At 68.4% G+C, this 15,437-nt stretch carries 19 protein-coding genes; 2 read left to right on the top strand and 17 right to left on the bottom strand.

Annotated elements, in window-relative coordinates:
* Window position 1 precedes the first annotated feature (1 nt).
* The 4 genes from ACQEU1_RS26250 to ACQEU1_RS26265 form a co-directional block, all read right to left on the bottom strand.
* On the bottom strand, window positions 2–526 hold the full coding sequence (locus ACQEU1_RS26250) for a SigE family RNA polymerase sigma factor (protein ID WP_433211778.1): 525 nt from the start codon (window positions 524–526) through the stop codon (window positions 2–4).
* A gap of 90 nt (window positions 527–616) precedes the next feature.
* Window positions 617–955 (bottom strand): DUF952 domain-containing protein, encoded by a 339-nt coding sequence (locus ACQEU1_RS26255; RefSeq protein WP_433206919.1) that lies wholly within the window; start codon window positions 953–955, stop codon window positions 617–619.
* Window positions 956–1,000: 45 nt separating this feature from the next.
* Window positions 1,001–1,936, bottom strand: a complete 936-nt coding sequence (locus ACQEU1_RS26260; RefSeq protein ID WP_433206922.1) for a DUF5926 family protein — start codon at window positions 1,934–1,936, stop codon at window positions 1,001–1,003.
* 27 nt (window positions 1,937–1,963) lie between these two features.
* Window positions 1,964–2,704, bottom strand: a complete 741-nt coding sequence (locus ACQEU1_RS26265; protein WP_433206925.1) for a glycerophosphodiester phosphodiesterase — start codon at window positions 2,702–2,704, stop codon at window positions 1,964–1,966.
* A gap of 89 nt (window positions 2,705–2,793) precedes the next feature.
* On the opposite strand from ACQEU1_RS26265, the gene ACQEU1_RS26270 reads away from it, so the two are divergent.
* Complete coding sequence (locus ACQEU1_RS26270; protein WP_433206928.1) at window positions 2,794–3,978, top strand: cytochrome P450; 1,185 nt, start codon at window positions 2,794–2,796, stop codon at window positions 3,976–3,978.
* Window positions 3,979–3,981: 3 nt separating this feature from the next.
* Here the strand turns inward: ACQEU1_RS26270 and ACQEU1_RS26275 are convergent, their stop codons facing one another.
* The 11 genes from ACQEU1_RS26275 to ACQEU1_RS26325 all read right to left on the bottom strand — a co-directional run bounded on the left by ACQEU1_RS26275 (window position 3,982) and on the right by ACQEU1_RS26325 (window position 13,933).
* Window positions 3,982–4,989, bottom strand: coding sequence for a glycerophosphodiester phosphodiesterase (locus ACQEU1_RS26275; RefSeq protein ID WP_433206931.1), 1,008 nt, complete (start codon window positions 4,987–4,989; stop codon window positions 3,982–3,984).
* A gap of 63 nt (window positions 4,990–5,052) precedes the next feature.
* Window positions 5,053–5,958 (bottom strand): DUF4328 domain-containing protein, encoded by a 906-nt coding sequence (locus ACQEU1_RS26280; protein ID WP_433206934.1) that lies wholly within the window; start codon window positions 5,956–5,958, stop codon window positions 5,053–5,055.
* A gap of 2 nt (window positions 5,959–5,960) precedes the next feature.
* Complete coding sequence (locus tag ACQEU1_RS26285) at window positions 5,961–6,284, bottom strand: rhodanese-like domain-containing protein (RefSeq protein WP_433206937.1); 324 nt, start codon at window positions 6,282–6,284, stop codon at window positions 5,961–5,963.
* 76 nt (window positions 6,285–6,360) lie between these two features.
* Entirely contained in the window at window positions 6,361–7,104 is a 744-nt protein-coding gene (locus tag ACQEU1_RS26290; protein WP_433206940.1) for a hypothetical protein, read from the bottom strand.
* Entirely contained in the window at window positions 7,101–7,595 is a 495-nt protein-coding gene (locus ACQEU1_RS26295; RefSeq protein ID WP_433206943.1) for a SigE family RNA polymerase sigma factor, read from the bottom strand. The genes ACQEU1_RS26290 and ACQEU1_RS26295 overlap by 4 nt, the downstream gene beginning before the upstream one ends.
* Before the next feature lie 114 nt (window positions 7,596–7,709).
* Window positions 7,710–9,311, bottom strand: coding sequence for a solute symporter family protein (locus ACQEU1_RS26300; protein WP_433206946.1), 1,602 nt, complete (start codon window positions 9,309–9,311; stop codon window positions 7,710–7,712).
* Window positions 9,308–9,658, bottom strand: a complete 351-nt coding sequence (locus tag ACQEU1_RS26305; RefSeq protein WP_285636228.1) for a DUF485 domain-containing protein — start codon at window positions 9,656–9,658, stop codon at window positions 9,308–9,310. The genes ACQEU1_RS26300 and ACQEU1_RS26305 overlap by 4 nt, the downstream gene beginning before the upstream one ends.
* Window positions 9,659–9,916: 258 nt before the next feature.
* Window positions 9,917–11,716, bottom strand: coding sequence for a cation acetate symporter (locus ACQEU1_RS26310; protein WP_433206949.1), 1,800 nt, complete (start codon window positions 11,714–11,716; stop codon window positions 9,917–9,919).
* Between the two features lies 1 nt (window position 11,717).
* Window positions 11,718–12,146, bottom strand: a complete 429-nt coding sequence (locus tag ACQEU1_RS26315) for a hypothetical protein (protein WP_433206952.1) — start codon at window positions 12,144–12,146, stop codon at window positions 11,718–11,720.
* A complete protein-coding gene (locus ACQEU1_RS26320; RefSeq protein ID WP_433206955.1) occupies window positions 12,143–13,000 on the bottom strand; it encodes a LytR/AlgR family response regulator transcription factor in 858 nt (285 codons plus the stop codon). Before ACQEU1_RS26320 ends, ACQEU1_RS26315 begins: the two co-directional genes overlap by 4 nt.
* Window positions 13,001–13,072: 72 nt before the next feature.
* Window positions 13,073–13,933 carry a S49 family peptidase gene (locus tag ACQEU1_RS26325; protein WP_433206958.1) on the bottom strand — a complete coding sequence of 287 codons (861 nt, stop codon included), beginning with the start codon at window positions 13,931–13,933 and terminating at the stop codon, window positions 13,073–13,075.
* Window positions 13,934–14,035: 102 nt separating this feature from the next.
* Between ACQEU1_RS26325 and ACQEU1_RS26330 the strand changes: the two genes are divergently transcribed.
* Window positions 14,036–14,203: a hypothetical protein gene (locus ACQEU1_RS26330; protein ID WP_177220854.1), complete on the top strand. Its 168-nt coding sequence runs from the start codon at window positions 14,036–14,038 to the stop codon at window positions 14,201–14,203.
* 231 nt (window positions 14,204–14,434) lie between these two features.
* On the opposite strand, the gene ACQEU1_RS26335 is transcribed toward ACQEU1_RS26330, so the two are convergent.
* Window positions 14,435–14,851, bottom strand: a complete 417-nt coding sequence (locus ACQEU1_RS26335) for an Imm1 family immunity protein (RefSeq protein WP_433206961.1) — start codon at window positions 14,849–14,851, stop codon at window positions 14,435–14,437.
* 28 nt (window positions 14,852–14,879) lie between these two features.
* Window positions 14,880–15,428: a DddA-like double-stranded DNA deaminase toxin gene (locus tag ACQEU1_RS26340; RefSeq protein WP_433206964.1), complete on the bottom strand. Its 549-nt coding sequence runs from the start codon at window positions 15,426–15,428 to the stop codon at window positions 14,880–14,882.
* Between the last annotated feature and the right edge of the window lie 9 nt (window positions 15,429–15,437).

The following is a 15,437-nucleotide window of genomic DNA, read 5'->3' on the forward strand; positions in this document are numbered from 1 at the left end:
ATCAGTCCTTTCCCAGGCGTGTTCGAAGACTCGCCATCGCCTTGCTGCTCTGGCTCTTGACCGTCCCGCAGGAGATGCCGAGCGCGTCCGCGATCTCGGCTTCGGAGAGGTTCTCGTAGTAACGCAGCACGATCACGGCACGTTGCCGCGGTGGAAGTGCGCGCAGTGCCTGCCAGAGGGGTTCGTTCTCCAGCCGGCTCAGCTCGGGCGCGACGGCGCCGACGTCCGGGAAGTCCGCCACGAGGCTTTCGCGCCTGCGACGGCGCCAGATGCTGATGTGCGTGTTGGCCATCGCCCGGCGCACGTACGCGAGCGGGTCGTCGCCCTTGCGCTGCACGGCGGCCCAGCGGGAACCGACCTTCTCCAGCACCGCCTGGACGAGGTCCGCCGAATCGTGCGGGTTCCCCGTCAGCGCATGCCCGTAGCGAAGGAGTCCGGGCATGGAAATGCGCACGAACTCAGCGAAATCCCCCACGGTTTCCGCTCTTCCCCCGCCGCGTTCGGCGGCCAGCTCCCCACCCAGCACTGCCGTCACGGCACACCCCCTCCCCAGAAGCAGCGAAACTGCGTTCGGGGAGTCCACGCCCAAGGGGTGCCGGACGGTTGCCTTACTTAATCACAGAACCGCAACGGCTTGCGGCAGTACGAACGAACCATCTCGCTCGCTGGGGAACTCGTGGACCTCGGTCACCGCGGTGACCAGGATCGGGCCGTAGACGTGCGGGAACCACAGCGGCGAGTCCGCCACCGGCTCCCACCTGACCGGCACCTCGACCAGCTTCGGGTCGATGACGAGCAGCAGCAGGCCGCTCTGCCCGTGGAAGAACTTGCCGGCCGACACGTGCACGACGCCCCGATCGGAGCAGTGCACGAACTCGTCACCGTCGTTGGGCGTGATGACCCCGGCCGACTGGGCAGCGGCCCAGCCGGCCGTCGTGATGATGTGCAGCAGCACTTATCCACAGCTCCCTGTGCACAACTATGTGGACAACCCTGTGGACTACCGCAGGGTGATCTGGCGTCCCCGCAGGCCCTCGCGGGCGCGGCGCTCGGCGTCGGACAGCTGCTCGTCGGACGCGAGCGCCTCCAGCAGCCGCTTGCCCAGCGCCTCGGCCGGCTCGGCCCACTCGCGGGCGTGCATCTCGCGGTCGAGGTCCCACACCGGCACGAGCAGGCCGTGCGCGCGGAACGAACCGGCGTAGCGCGAGCCCTCGCCGAGGTCGAGCTCACCGCGGGCGGCCAGGCGGGCCATCGCGTCCAGCAGCTTCTCCTCGGCCTCGGGACGGACCCAGCGCAGGTGCGCCTTGTCGCCCGCGTCGACCCAGTAGGCGGCCTTCACGCCGGGGGCGTCGAGGCGCTCGGTCGGCAGGATCGCGGCGTTCGCGCGCTCCAGCGACAGCGCGACGTCACCGGTCGGCTCGGTGCCCTCCGGCATCCACCAGATGAAGTCGGTGTGCAGCACGGGCGTGATGTCGGCGTCGACGTCCAGCAGGTCCTGCAGGCGGCCGGGGTTCTCGCCGTTGTCCGGACCGACGACCGGCAGCACGTCACCGGTCTTCGCGTCCTGCGCCCACCTCACGGCGCGCGCGAGGTCGCGGCTGATGTCACCGGAGCGCGTCTGCACCTGCAGACCCACGAACGGCACGTCGTCGCCGCGGATGAGACCGGCGGCGGCCATCGGCAGCACGGTGGCGAGCGTGACCTCGCGGCCGTCCTTGACCGGCAGCTTCACCACGGCCGACGGCACGAACTCGCGCAGCGCGATCAGCTCGCACTCGGCGGCGAGGCCCTCGAACGGCCGGGACACGATCACGTCGGTCGCGCCACCGGGCGCGCCGTGGCAGGCCTTGTAGCGCTTGCCGGACCCGCACGGGCAGGGCTGCTTGGGGTTGATCCCGTCCTTCGGTGCGTCCTTGACCGCGGTCCGCTTGGCCACCTTGGCCCTCCTCGTGCTCAGGCTTTGCTAGGTGGCCAAGTTAGCCGTCAGCAGGCGGCGGGTGTTCGCCGGGGCGTTCGTCGCGAGGTAGCGGACCCCCAGGTCACGGCACAGGGCGACGTCCTCGGCGCTGTCGACCGTCCACACGTACGTCTCGTGGCCTGCGCGCCTGGCCCGATCGACGTATCCGGGGTCGTTGCGCAGCAGGTGCACGCCTGGCCCCGTGTAGTCGGCGAACGACGGCAGCGCGCCGCTGCGGTACCGGCCGAGGCGGTCGAGGAGCAGCACCGTGCGGATGTCCGGCGCCTGCTCGCGGAAGGCCTTCACCGCCGTGGGCGAGAACGACATCATGACGATCTGGGCGTTGAGGTCGTGCTTCTCGAGCGCCTGGACGAGCTTGCGTTCGATCTCGTTGCGGTAGCGGACCGGGTGCTTGGTCTCGATGAAGAGCTGCACGTTCGTGCCCTTGACCAGTTCCAGCAGCTGGTCGAGCAGCAGCAGCTCGGCTCGTTGACCGTGCGGGTGCCAACTGCCGTAGTCGTAGCTTTTCAGCTCTTCGAGTGTGAGTGCGCTCACGGTGCCACGGCCGTTCGACGTCCGTGTGAGCGTGCGGTCGTGCACACACACGATCTCGCCGTCCTTGGACAGACGGATGTCGCATTCAAGCCCGTCTGCACCTTCTTTGAGCGCGAGTTCGTACGCGCCGATGGTGTGCTCAGGACGGTCTGTGGACGCACCGCGGTGCGCGACGACGGCAGGCTGCTGCACAACCCGAACGATACGGTCTCCGCAACAATTTGAGTCATCAATCAAATGGACGTGGACGAAACGCCGATCGCGACTTACCGTCCCGCCTTGTGACGTTCGACCAGCGCGATCCCGCGTTCATCGCAGACCCGTACCCGGCCTTCGCCGCCCTGCGCGAAGCCGGTGAGGTGCATCACCACGAGCAGATGGGCGTCGCCGTGGCCGTCTCGCACGCGGCCTGCAGCGCCGTCCTGCGCCACCGCTCGCTGGGCCGCATCTGGTCGGACGTGAAGCCGGTCGAGCAGTTCATGTCGTTCAACCTCCTGCACCGCAACTCGCTGCTGGAGAACGAGCCACCGACCCACACCCGCCTGCGCCGCCTGGTCGCCGCCGCCTTCGGCCGGGGCCACGTGGAACGCCTCCGCCCGTGGGTCGCCGACCTGGCCGACAAGCTGGTCGACGACCTGGCCGCGAAGATCAAGGACCAGGGCCAGGCCGACCTCCTCGCCCACGTCGCCGCGCCGCTCCCCGTCGAGGTGATCGCGGAGCTTCTGGGTGTCCCCGTTGCTGACCGCCACCTGCTCCAGCCGTGGTCGAACGCCATCGTGAAGATGTACGAGTACGGCCTGCCCGCCGACCAGCAGGCCGCGGCCGAACTGGCGGCCACCGAGTTCGTCGCGTACCTGCGCGAACTGGTGGCCCTTCGCCGGGTGTCTCCTGGCACGGACCTCGTGTCCGACCTGGTGGCCGTGACCGACACGGACGGCGCTCGCCTCACCGAGGACGAACTCGTCGCCACCGCCGTGTTGTTGTTGATGGCGGGACACGAGGCGACGGTCAACGTCATTGGCAACGGCGTCTACGCGCTGATGCAGCACCGTTCGCAGTGGGAACGCCTCTCGCCCGCTCTGATGCCCACGGCCGTGGAGGAGCTCATCCGCTACGACTCGCCGTTGCAGCTCTTCGAGCGCACGGCCACCGAACGGGTGGAGATCGCCGGCCACGTCATCGAGCCCGGCGAGAAGATCGCCGCTCTGCTGGGCGCTGCCGCGCGCGATCCGCTGGTGTTCTCGCAGCCCGACTCGCTGGATGTCGGGCGCGAGAAGAACCCGCACCTCGGGTTCGGCATGGGCATCCACTACTGCCTGGGCGCGCCGCTGGCCCGGATCGAGGTGGAGGCGGCGCTGTCGTCGCTGCACCGGAAGCTGCCCGGCGTGGTGCTGGCCGAGGAACCGAACCGGCGGGCGGAGTTCGTGATCCGCGGCCTGCACTCGTTGCCGCTCAGCGCCGAGTAGCGGCTAGGCCCGGTAGCGCTTCGGCAGCTTGAAGCCGCGGTCCTTCATCACGTCGCGCAGCCGGTCCGGGTAGTCGGTGATGATCCCGTCCACGCCGTCGTCGATGAGCTTGTTCATCGTCGCCGGGTCGTTGATGGTCCACGGGACCACCTTCAGGCCGTGCCGGTGCGCGTCCTGCACCAACGCCTTGGTCGTGAACGGCACGTAGTCCGGGTCGCCTACCTTGCCGTTCTGCGGGTTGCCGTGCACCGGGGACAGCGCGGAGGCGCCGAAGCTCTTCGCCATCTTCGCGACGCTGCCGCCGAAGTCGGCCAGTTCGAGGCCGCCCGTCCACGGCGAGCCGGGGCGCAGCATCTCGGGCTGGGTCAGGGCCACGACGGGCAGGCGCGGTTCGGTGCGGCGCATCAGCATCAGGGTGGCCCAGTCGAAGGACTGGATGGTGACGTTGTGGAAGAAGCCCGAGCGGCGGATCTCCTGGACGGCCCGTTGGACGAACTGTTCGCGCGGCGCCGTTTCGTGCGGGGCGGCGGCTTCCACCTTGGTCTCGATGTTGAAGCGGATGCCCCAGGCCCGGTGCTCGCGGGCCAGGTCGAAGAGCTCGGCGAGGGTGGGCATGCGGGCGCCAGGTGAGAGTTCCTGGTCCGGGTACTGGGACCAGCGGGTGCTGCCGCAGTCCAGCGTTCTGACCTGGGCGAACGTCAGGTCCTTCACGTACTTGCCCGCGTACGGGAACTCCGGGTCGCCGGGGAACGCCGGCTTGGTGTCGAGGCACTTCGACGGGTTGGTCTTGCGGTCGTGGGTGATGACCTCACGGCCGTCGCGCGTGATCTGGAGGTCCAGCTCAAGAGTGGTCACGCCCAGTTCCAGGGCCTTGCCGAACGCCTTGAGCGTGCTCTCGACGGTCAGGCCGATGCCGCCGCGGTGTGCCTGGAGGTCGAAGTCCCGCTGGTGTGCCTGGGCCGCGCCAGGGGTGGCCAAAGCGATCACCAGTGCCCCGATGAGTGTCCGCATCACCCCAACCTGGCAGCACGCGGAAGGCCTCGGAAGGGCCGCGGGGACGAACGTCGGCTGAACTCAGCGGGGCGAACCGGAGGCGCGGACGGCGCGCAGCGGCGGTGCGGGGGCGTCCTTGACCTCGACCACGCGCATCAGCCGCACGGACGCGGCGTCCACCGGCAGCAGCAACGTGGTGATGCGGCGGACGACCAGCAGGGACGTCACGGTCGTACCGACGAGCACCAGGTCGGCGAACGCCCAGAGCAGGATGCCGTCCGCGCGCGCCTGCGTGCTGTCCAGGGTCCGCCAGAACAACATGAGCAGGAAGAGCAGGCCGGACGCGACCCAGAAACCCCACCACCAGCGCAGCACCTTCGACGGCCGCGGGCGTTCGTCGACCGGGCGGCGGGCCACCGCGTGTTCGAGCTCCGCGAGCACCGAACCGGGCACCACGAGGTTCACGAAGGGCACGAACATCAGCAGCAGCGCGGCGACGCCCGACCGGGACGGCCGGTAGCCCGCCAGGTCTGCGGCCACGTTCCGCGCGCGCCACGACCACATCACGACGGGGATCAGCGCGAAGCACCCGACGGTCCAGTACAGGAGGCCGGAGGCCAGCACCATCGCGTCCGACGTGTACACCGTGGTCGCGGACAACGCGCCGAAGCGGCTCTGCGCGACCAGCACGTAGCGCCAGATCTCGGAACCCGCCGACCACAGGGCGATGACGGCCAGCAGGAACAGCGAGTTCTGCGTGATCCGGCCCCACCGGCGGACGTTGTCGACGGAGTTCGCCGTCTCCGCTGCACCCGGCACCGCGGTGGGCCAGCGCCACGCGAGCAGCGGGAAACCCCAGCGCGGCGGGACCGGGTAGGTCGGCGGACCGACGTAGGAACGCCGCTGCGACCGGTGCGACGGCTGCGGGTACGCACCGGGTGGCGGCGTCGCCACCCAGTCCACGCGCATCGGCTGCAGCGGCTGCACGATCAGATGACCTGGGGTTCCGCGCCGTCGGTGCCGCCTTCGAGCGGCCGACCGGCCGCCTCCCAGTGCTGCATGCCGCCCTCGACGTTCACGGCCTCCCAGCCGTTCTCGTTGAGGTACTGGGTCACGCGGGCGGAACGGCCGCCGGCGCGGCACACGACGTAGAGCTGCACGTCGTTCGGCACCTCTTCGAGGCGGGCGCCGATCTCGCTCATGGGGACGTGCACGGCGCCGGGCGCGTGGCCCGCGTCCCACTCGTCCTGCTCGCGCACGTCCAGCAGGACGGCGCCCTCGGGCAGCTCAGCGGGAACGTCGGAGATTCCCACGCTTGGAACAGTCACGCCGTAGATGTTCCCATGCCGGAGGTTGCACGGACGTGAACCTCCGGCACGGGTCCACCTCTCAGGACACCTCCGCGACGGCGGCCCCGAGCCTCACGAGCTCGTCCTCGGTCATCGGCAGCCCGTCACCGGAGCTGCCGTTGTTGACCTGGTCGAGGCGGAACGTGCGGCCGCCCGCGCGGAAGACGACCAGGGTCTGCGCGAACGAGGCAGGGCCGTAGAGCTGGAACACCGTCCCGTCGTCCCTGGTCGTGCGGCGTGGCGGAGCACATTCGCCGGTCAGCCAGAAGGCCTTGTCGGCCGCGGCGGCAGGGCTGCCGTCGAAACGTTCGGTCGAGAACAGCACCATGCTGGTGGCAGCGATGTCGACCGCGTAGACCCTGGTCGACTCGGCCTCCGCCTGTTCGGGATGTTTCGCGCTGACCTTCCTGCCCGGCAGCACCGACTGCGTCGAGGTCCACCAGCTCCGCATGTCCTCGGCCGACAACGCGTCGCCGAACGTCGCCACTCCGATGCGAGGCTCACCGCGCTCGCACGCCGAGTCCTGGCGCGGCGGGTCGGCCGTCCGCCCCGGCGCCGGCGTCGCCCGCGCCCAGTTCACCGGATCGGTTCCGCGGGACGTCCCGAACGGCCAGGCGATGACTCCCACCGCGACGACCGCGACCAGTGCCAACGTGCTTCCCGTGATCGCGGCCCTGCGGACGGCGACCTTGCGCCTGCCGCGCGCGAGCACGGTCTCGAGCGTGGTGACCTGTGGTGGCGCGGGCACGTCGAGAGCTCCGCGCAGCTCGTCTTCGATCCTCATGAGGCACTCTCCGATTCGACCGGGCGGCCGTACGCCTCGCGGAGCGCCGACAACCCCCTTGCTGACTGGCTCTTCACGTTGCCCGTCGAACACCCCAGCTCAGCGGCTGTCTGCTCGATGGACAGGTCGTGGACGTACCGCAGCACGAGCACCGCTCGCTGCTTGGGCGGCACCTGCTGCAACGCCTGGTGCAGTGCGGAGTCGTGCTCGCCGAAGCCCCCGGCGACCCCTCGTTCCGGCACCTCGGCGACCGGGTGCTCGCGTCCCCGGACCCGTCGCTTGGTGTCCAGGAACAGGCGGGCGAGGATCGTCCGCACGTAGGCGTCCGCGCTTTCCCGCCGGACGCTCGGCCATTTCGCATACGCCTTCACGAATGCGTTCTGCGCGAGTTCTTCCGCTTCCGACCAGTCGCCGCACAACGCGTACGCCGTGCGCCGTGCCCAGTCGAACCTGCTTTGGAAGAACTCCGAGAACTCTTCGTCTCGTCGCACTCCGGTCCCCCAAGTCTTGCCGCGGTCGCGTTGACTACGCGGACAGCGCTCGGAGGGTTGCACGAAAAAACGGGCCGCCCCCGTGAAGGACGGCCCGTTTCCGTGGAACGCGAACTAGTGAGCGATGGCCTTCTCGGCGCCCGCACCGGTGAGGGAGCGGACCTCCATCTCGGCCTGCTTGGCGGGGTCGGCCTTGTCCTTCGACAGGATCGTGCCGACGTAGCCGAGCAGGAACGCGATCGGGATCGAGACGATGCCGGGGTTCGACAGCGGGAACAGGTGGAAGTCGACGTTCTTGAACATCGAGGTCGGCGTGCCGGAGACGGCGGGCGACAGGATGATCAGGGTGATCGTCACGACCAGACCGCCGTAGATGCTCCACAGCGCGCCCGAGGTGTTGAACCTCTTCCAGAACAGCGAGTAGAGGATCGTCGGCAGGTTCGCCGAGGCCGCGACCGCGAACGCCAGTGCCACGAGGAACGCGACGTTCTGGCCGTTGGCGATGATGCCGCCGCCGATGGAGACGAGACCGATGACGATCGCGGTGATGCGGGCGACCTTCACCTCGTCGGTCTTGCTCTCGTCGCCGTTGCCGTTGCCCTTCTTGATCACGTTGGCGTAGATGTCGTGGGCGAACGACGCCGACGCCGTGATCGTCAGGCCTGCCACGACCGCGAGGATCGTCGCGAAGGCGACCGCCGCGATCAGGCCCAGCAGGATCGGGCCACCCAGTTCCAGCGCGAGCAGCGGGGCGGCCGAGTTGGCCTTGCCGGGAGCCGCGTTGATCTTGTCCGGACCGACGAGCGCGCCGGCGCCGTAGCCCAGGACCAGGGTGAACAGGTAGAAGATGCCGATCAGCCAGATCGCCCACACGACCGAGCGACGGGCTTCCTTCGCCGTCGGCACGGTGTAGAAGCGCATCAGGATGTGCGGCAGGCCGGCGGTGCCGAGGACCAGGGCCAGCGCCAGCGAGAGGAAGTCCAGCTGGCTGGTACCGGTCTTGCCGTACTGCAGGCCGGGGCCGAGCAGCTTCTCGCCGGCCTTCGGAGCGGCGTCGACCGCGGCACCGAGCAGGGCGGAGAGGTTGAAGCCGTACTTGCCGAGCACCCAGAGGGTCATGATGCCCGCACCGGCGATCAGCAGGACCGCCTTGATGATCTGCACCCAGGTGGTGCCCTTCATGCCGCCGATGAGGACGTAGGCGATCATCAGGGCGCCGACCACGGCGATGACCAGGGCCTGGCCACCGGTGCCGGTGATGCCGAGCAGCAGGGCGACGAGGCCGCCCGCACCGGCCATCTGGGCCAGCAGGTAGAAGAACGAGACCGCCATCGTCGACGTGGCGGCGGCCGCGCGGACCGGACGCTGGCGCATCCGGAAGCTGAGCACGTCGCCCATCGTGTACTTGCCGGTGTTGCGCAGCAGTTCGGCGACCAGCAGCAGCGCGACGAGCCACGCCACCAGGAAGCCGATCGAGTACAGGAAGCCGTCGTAGCCGTTCAGCGCGATGGCGCCCGCGATGCCGAGGAACGACGCGGCGGACAGGTAGTCACCCGCGATCGCGATGCCGTTCTGCGGCCCGGTGAACGCGCGGCCCGCGGCCAGGTAGTCGGCAGCCGTCTTGGTGTTGCGGCTCGCCCTGATGACCACGACCAGCGTGATCAGGACGAAGACACCGAAGATGCTGATGTTGAGGATCGGGCTGGACTCGTTCACTTGCCGTCTCCCTCGATCTCGTTGCGGAGCTTCTCCGCGAGCGGGTCGAGGTTCTTGTTGGCGTGCCGCACGTACAGCGTCGTGATGACGAACGTCGACACGAACTGCAGCAGGCCGAAGATGAGCCCGACGTTGATGTTGCCGATCACCTTGGTGGACATGAAGTCGTGTGCGTAGTCAGCCAGCAGCACGTACAGCAGGTACCAGGCGAGGAACAGTCCGGAGACGGGGAACACGAACTTGCGCAGTCGTTGCTTCAGCTCGGTGAAGTCAGCGCTCGCTTGGACGTCGGCCCACTTCTGTGCGTCTGGGGCCGACTCAGACGGGGTGTGTTCGACGCTGCTCACAAGCCCCTCCTCGCGGTACTCGTCGTAGGTGTCAGCAACGTGACGTGCACGTAATGCCTCCAGGTGCGGTCCGTTCTTGGTCGAGAACCGTATGGAGACTTGAGTCACTCAGGTAAGGCCCCGTTCGTGCCGTTGCGCCCAGCAGTCGGGTGATGCGACGAACGGTCAGTATGCGTAGACGAAGGGCACTCTGCGTGACGGGAATCACCGTTCACCGATTCGAGTGACCAATTTTCACCCATTTGAAACGGTGGTCACTCAGCGTGTTCGTCCAGCTCCCCTGCGCTTGTCGTCGGCCATTCTGGCCTTCTCCTCGGCGGTCCCGAAGCGGGCGACGTCGCGGTCTCGGATGAAGCCCAGCGGGTCCGGCGCGTGGAGTCTCAGCAGGATCTGGTTGACGTCCGCCGGTGCCCGTCTGCGGGTCGCCTTGCTGACCACGATCATCGTCATGAACGCGATCGGGACGGTGATCAGCGCAGGTTGGGTGATGAACGCGGGCGCCCAGCGGCCGGTGTACGAGCTGATGACGCTGACGACCTGGGCCGTGATCACCATGCCGCCGCCGACCACGAGACCGCACACCGCGCCCACCCAGGTGAGTCCCCTCCACCAGATGCCGAGGACGAGAAGCGGGCAGAACGTCGACGCCGCCAACGCGAACGACATGGCCACCGTCAGTGACGCATCAGAACGCGGCAAAAGCAATGCGAGGCCGATTGCGACCAGTCCCGTGAACACGGTTGCCCACCGGAAGTCACGAACCTTGCCCGGCATGATGTCCGTCGAAACGACGCCGGCGACCGACACCACGAGTCCCGAACTGGTCGAAAGAAACGCCGCGAACGCACCCGCCGCGACGATCGCGCCGACGATCTGACCGCCGAGGTTCGGCAGCATCGTCTCCGGCAGCATCAGCACCGCCGCGTCGGTCCTCCCGGTCACCAGCAGCTGCGGCAGGTAGAGCCGCGCGAGCACGCCCAGCACCGTCGGGAAGATGTAGAAGAGGCCGAGCAGGTAGAGCACGTGCAGCGCCGTGCGGCGGGCCGCCTTGCCGTCCGGGTTGGTGTAGAAGCGGACCAGCACGTGCGGCAGGCCCATCGTGCCGAGGAACGTCGCGAAGATCAGCGAGTACGTCCTGATCAGCTCGGAGATGCCGCCGGTCTGCGGGCGCGTCCAGTCGAAGTTCGACGTCGGCGACCCCTCGACCACCGGCACCGGGCTGCCCGCGGTGAACTCCATGGTCGTGCCGGGGCTGAGCTCGTAGACGCCGCGGCCCCAGAACACCGCGCCGTCCGCGTCCCTGCCGTCGATCTGGCCGCGCACCTTCAACGTGAGCGGCACCTCGACGCGGACCTTCACGACCTGCTCGGCGATGGTGACCGACTCGGACTTCGGGAACCGCACCACGCCGTCGTCGCTGATCGGCTGCGTGCCGCGGTCAGGAGAGGCCAGGAACACCACGAACAGCACGAACGTCGGCGCGGCGATCGCGAAGAGCTTGCCCCAGTACTGGAACGCCTGCACGAGCGTGATCGCGCGCATGCCGCCGCCGAGCACGTTGATCACCACGATGGCCGTGACGATCAGGCCGCCGAACCACGCGGGCAGGCCGGTGATCGTGGTGAGCGTCAGGCCGGCGGACTGGAGCTGCGGCACCAGGTAGAGCACGCCGATGCAGACCACGAAGAACGTGCTGAAGTGCCGGACGTTCGCCGACCCCAGCCGTGCCTCGGCGAAGTCGGGCAGCGTGTAGGCGCCGGACCGGCGCAGCGGCGCGGCCACGAACAGCAGCAGCGCGAGGTAGCCCGCGGTGAAGCCGATCGGGTACCAGAGGGCGTCGACGCCGTCCTTGAGCACGAGCCCGGCCACACCGAGGAACGACGCGGCGGACAGGTACTCGCCGGAGATCGCGGCGGCGTTGCGGGTGGCGGGGATCGCGCGGCGGGCCACCAGGAAGTCAGGCGTGGTGTTCGCCTTGCGCGACCCGACGTAGCCGAGCAGGAACGTGACGGCCGCAACGGCGACGATGGCGCTGAGGCTCCAGTAGGTGGCGTTCACGTCAGCGGTCGACCATGTTCACGAAGTCCCGCTCGTGCCGTTCGGCCTGCCTGCGGAACACCCACCCGACGCCGTAGAGGATCGGGAAGGGCGCGAGACCGAGCACGAGCCACGGGATGGGGATGCCGAGGATCTTGAGGTCCCCGATGGAGGGAACCAGGTAGAACGTGATCGGCAGCAGGCACATGCCGATCAGGACCGCGAACGCGAGCCCGAACGCCGACTTGAGCTGCTGGCGGATGAGGTCGCGCACCAGCTTCTCACCGACGCTGGTCTGCTCCTCCAGCTCGATGATCGTCCGTAACGCCTTGCCGGTCCTCTTCGTGGAGTCCGCGAGCACGACCCGGCGCCGGCGTGGCCTGCTGCCCTGCTCACCGAGCCAGGCCTCGCGGGCGGGCTGCTCCGGCTTTCCCGCGTCGTGCCTGCTCACCAGCCGCTCTTCGGCGGTCGCACGATCCGTTCCTTGAGCTCCTTGGTGTGCCTGCGGCTGACCGGGAGCTCCTTGGCGCCCTCGCCAGTGCCGATGACGACCGCGTAGCCGTTCGCCGTCATCCGCAGCTCGCTCACCAGCGGCAACGCCACCAGGAACGACCGGTGGATGCGCACGAACCCGGCGTTGGCCCACCGCTCTTCGAGCTGTGCCAACGGGATGCGGACGAGGTGGCTGCCGTCCTGCGTGTGCAGGCGGGCGTAGTCGCCCTGCGCCTCGACGTACCGCACGGACGCGCGCGGCACGAGCTTGATGGTGCCGCCGAGCTCGACGGGGATGACCTCGTCGTCGGTCGGTTCGGCGGGGTTCTGCGCCGCCTGGGCCGCGGGCGTGGTGGGTGCCGCCGTGCGTCCCACCCGGTCCGCGACGCGCGAGATCGCCTTGAGGACGCGTTCCTCGTTGATCGGCTTGTTGATGAAGTCGAGCGCGCCGACGTCGAACGCCGTCACGAGCGCGTCCCGTTCCTCGACGCCCGTCACGAACACGAGCGCGGGCGGGTACCGGAACGCGCTGAGCACCCGCGCCAGGTCCATGCCGGAGAGCCCCGGCATGTTGATGTCGGCGAAGACGGCGTCGACCGGCGGCAGGCCGGCCTTGGTCCGAGCCATGACCTCCTGCTCGTAGTCACCCCTCAGGATGCGCAGTGCCTCTGCGGCGTCGAAGGCCGTGAGGACGTGCCGGATGTGAGGGCTGCTCTCGAGCAGGAACTTGATCTCGCTCAGGCCAGGGGCCTCGTCATCGACTGCGAGGACGAGGAGACCGGCGTTGTCTTGGGTACTCACTGTGTCGGGCATCTTGCCCACCAATGTGCAGTCGTGTCTACGCCGGGGTAGGTCTCGACACGCCCGGTGAAACCGAACTGATGCTCACAGCCCGAATCGGGACCAGCGAGCACGTTCCTCGACACTGGCGAGCACCTGCGCCACGAGATCGCCCGATCGGGTGGACGCGCCGGTCAGCCCGAGCTTGGCCAGCAACGGCCTGCGCGGCTCCGCGATGGTGAGCTCGGCGTCCGGGAAGCGCTTGGCGATGACGGTCCGGATCGTGCCGATGCCGTCGATCAGCCCGAGCTCCTGCGCCTTGCTGCCGGTCCACACCTCACCGCTGAACAGGTCGGCGTCCTGGGAGAGCTTCGCGCCACGCCGTTCCGTCACCCACGCCTTGAACTGCTCGTGGAGGTCCGCGTGGAGGCCCTTGAGCCACTCGACGTCTTCCGGCTTCTCCGCCTGGAACGGGTCGAGCCGCACCTTGTTCTCGCCCGCGGTGTAGACGCGGCGCTCGACGCCCGCCTTGTCCAGCAGACCGTTGAGGCCGAAGCCCGCGCTCACCACGCCGATGGAACCCACGAGGCTCGTGCCGTGCGCGTAGATCTCGTCGCCAGCGCACGCCAGCCAGTACCCGCCGCTCGCCGCGACGTCCTCGCAGAACGCGAGCACCGGCACGTGCTTCTTGGTGGCGAGCTCGCGAATGCGTTCGGCGATCAACGCGCTCTGGGTGGGCGCGCCCCCGGGAGAGTTGATGAGCAGAGCCACGGCGATGAGCCGCTCGTTGTCGAAGGCCCGGTTGATGGCCGACTCGACGTTCTGGAGGCTGATCGTGTTGCGCGCGACCGGCGAGGACTGCGGGGTGATGACCCCGTGCAACCGCACCGCGGCGACGACCGGAGGCCGCTCACCCCGGTCCATGACCCTCGGCAGACGGGCCGCGATCTTGTCCGTGACGCTCATGTACTCGACAGTACGTGCGTTTCGCGGTCACGCGGGAGCCTCGATGGTGGCAGGTTGCTCCCGCGTGATCTGGAACACGATTTGAGCTGCTAGGTTCGGCCGGTGACGTTCAACCCGATCCGGTGGCTCGAACGGTACGTCGAGTGGTGGGACGACCGGGGCCGGCAGAACGCGGCCGGACCGACACCGATGCACATCTACTGGATGTGGGTGAGCTGGGGCGTGTGCGCCGTCGTGCTGATCACGACTCTGGCGGTCGCAGCGCGCTGACCTGCTACTGGGTCAGCACTTGCAGCTGTTGAAGCCCTTTGCGGTGCACTTGATGCAGACGCGGACGCGTTCGGGTGCCTTGGGTTCGTGCACTGGATGTGGCCTTTGCTCGCGGCCGGCCTCTGGTTGCTCAAACGACCGGCGGGTCATGGGTCACCACCACAATCGGCACGATGCACGCCTGGGTTGAGCATGGTTGTGCGTGCAACTTTCGGAAAGATCAGGCGCGGATCAGTCCGTCTCGACCCAGTTCTGGCCGGCGGGTCGCCCGCCTCGGTTCTCAAGCAGTCCCCACAGGACTTCGCGGACGAGGTCCAGCGGCACCTCGGCGTCTGCTGGAAACTCGTGCTCTGTCCCGAAGTAGGCGAACGAGACGTTTCCAGGCTTGGTGTGCTCACCCTGCACGTACCACGTGCCTGCTTCTCCGCTGTACCGCGCGGAACCGAACCCGGTCGTAGCATTCGCGCCGATCAGCAGCTCGTGATCGGGGAGGTCATCGCTGCCTTCCTCCACCACGTAAGCAGTAGCAGCGTTGTACGCAGGTCCGAGGGCCAGCAACTCTTCGACGAACGCGTCCACGTCCTCGCGGCTGCGCAGGTGCCTGGGTTCCTGATCGTGCCGGTAAGCCACGTCGAGCACATAGGCCACGGTCAACGCTCCTTGCCGATGTACGTCTTCACTCCGCCCGGCCAGTAGGCCGTAAGGCGTTGGCCGGGTTGAAGCACCCCCGGCACCACGCGGTCGCAGGAAAATGGGCCACGTCGCAAGGGCGGTTGTTGACGGCCAAAATCGTGTCTGCTTCCCCGCTGAGCTCTAGCTGAACAGCGATTTGCACCTCGACGTGGTCTGCGACCGTCAGCGTCCCCCGTCCAGACACCAAGCCGAGTCGGCGAAGCCCTTCGACCGCTTGATCGCGTAACGGCCCTCGCCCGCTCCCGACCGGCCCTCGGACCCGCCCGTCCTGGTCCAGCCCTTCCAGCTTGTTCGCGGTCGCCGCTACCGACCGTTGGATGTCGGTGAGCCTTCGTTGAAGTTCACCGATGCCTTCAGCCGCTTGGCCGAACCAAGTGATGACGTGGGAACTCCTCTTGCCCGCTGCCGTCTGCAGCTTGCTCGACCAGTGCTTCGCGTCCTCGGCCAACTCGAGAGCCTCTGCCAGAGCCGTGAACGGCAGATCTGTGATGACCTGCCGCGGCGCGGCGACCACCTCGCCGATGCTCGCCAAGCCAGCTGA

Origin of the sequence: Lentzea sp. CA-135723 (assembly GCF_050936595.1) — a bacterium.
GTDB lineage: Bacteria > Actinomycetota > Actinomycetes > Mycobacteriales > Pseudonocardiaceae > Lentzea.

Excerpts from the sequence above, each read along its gene's own strand:
- ACQEU1_RS26325 (WP_433206958.1), bottom strand. The coding sequence starts at position 13,933 with ATGAGCGTCACGGACAAGATCGCGGCCCGTCTGCCGAGGGTCATGGAC.
- ACQEU1_RS26275 (WP_433206931.1), bottom strand. The coding sequence starts at position 4,989 with ATGCGGACACTCATCGGGGCACTGGTGATCGCTTTGGCCACCCCTGGC.
- ACQEU1_RS26290 (WP_433206940.1), bottom strand. The coding sequence starts at position 7,104 with ATGAGGATCGAAGACGAGCTGCGCGGAGCTCTCGACGTGCCCGCGCCA.
- ACQEU1_RS26320 (WP_433206955.1), bottom strand. The coding sequence starts at position 13,000 with ATGCCCGACACAGTGAGTACCCAAGACAACGCCGGTCTCCTCGTCCTC.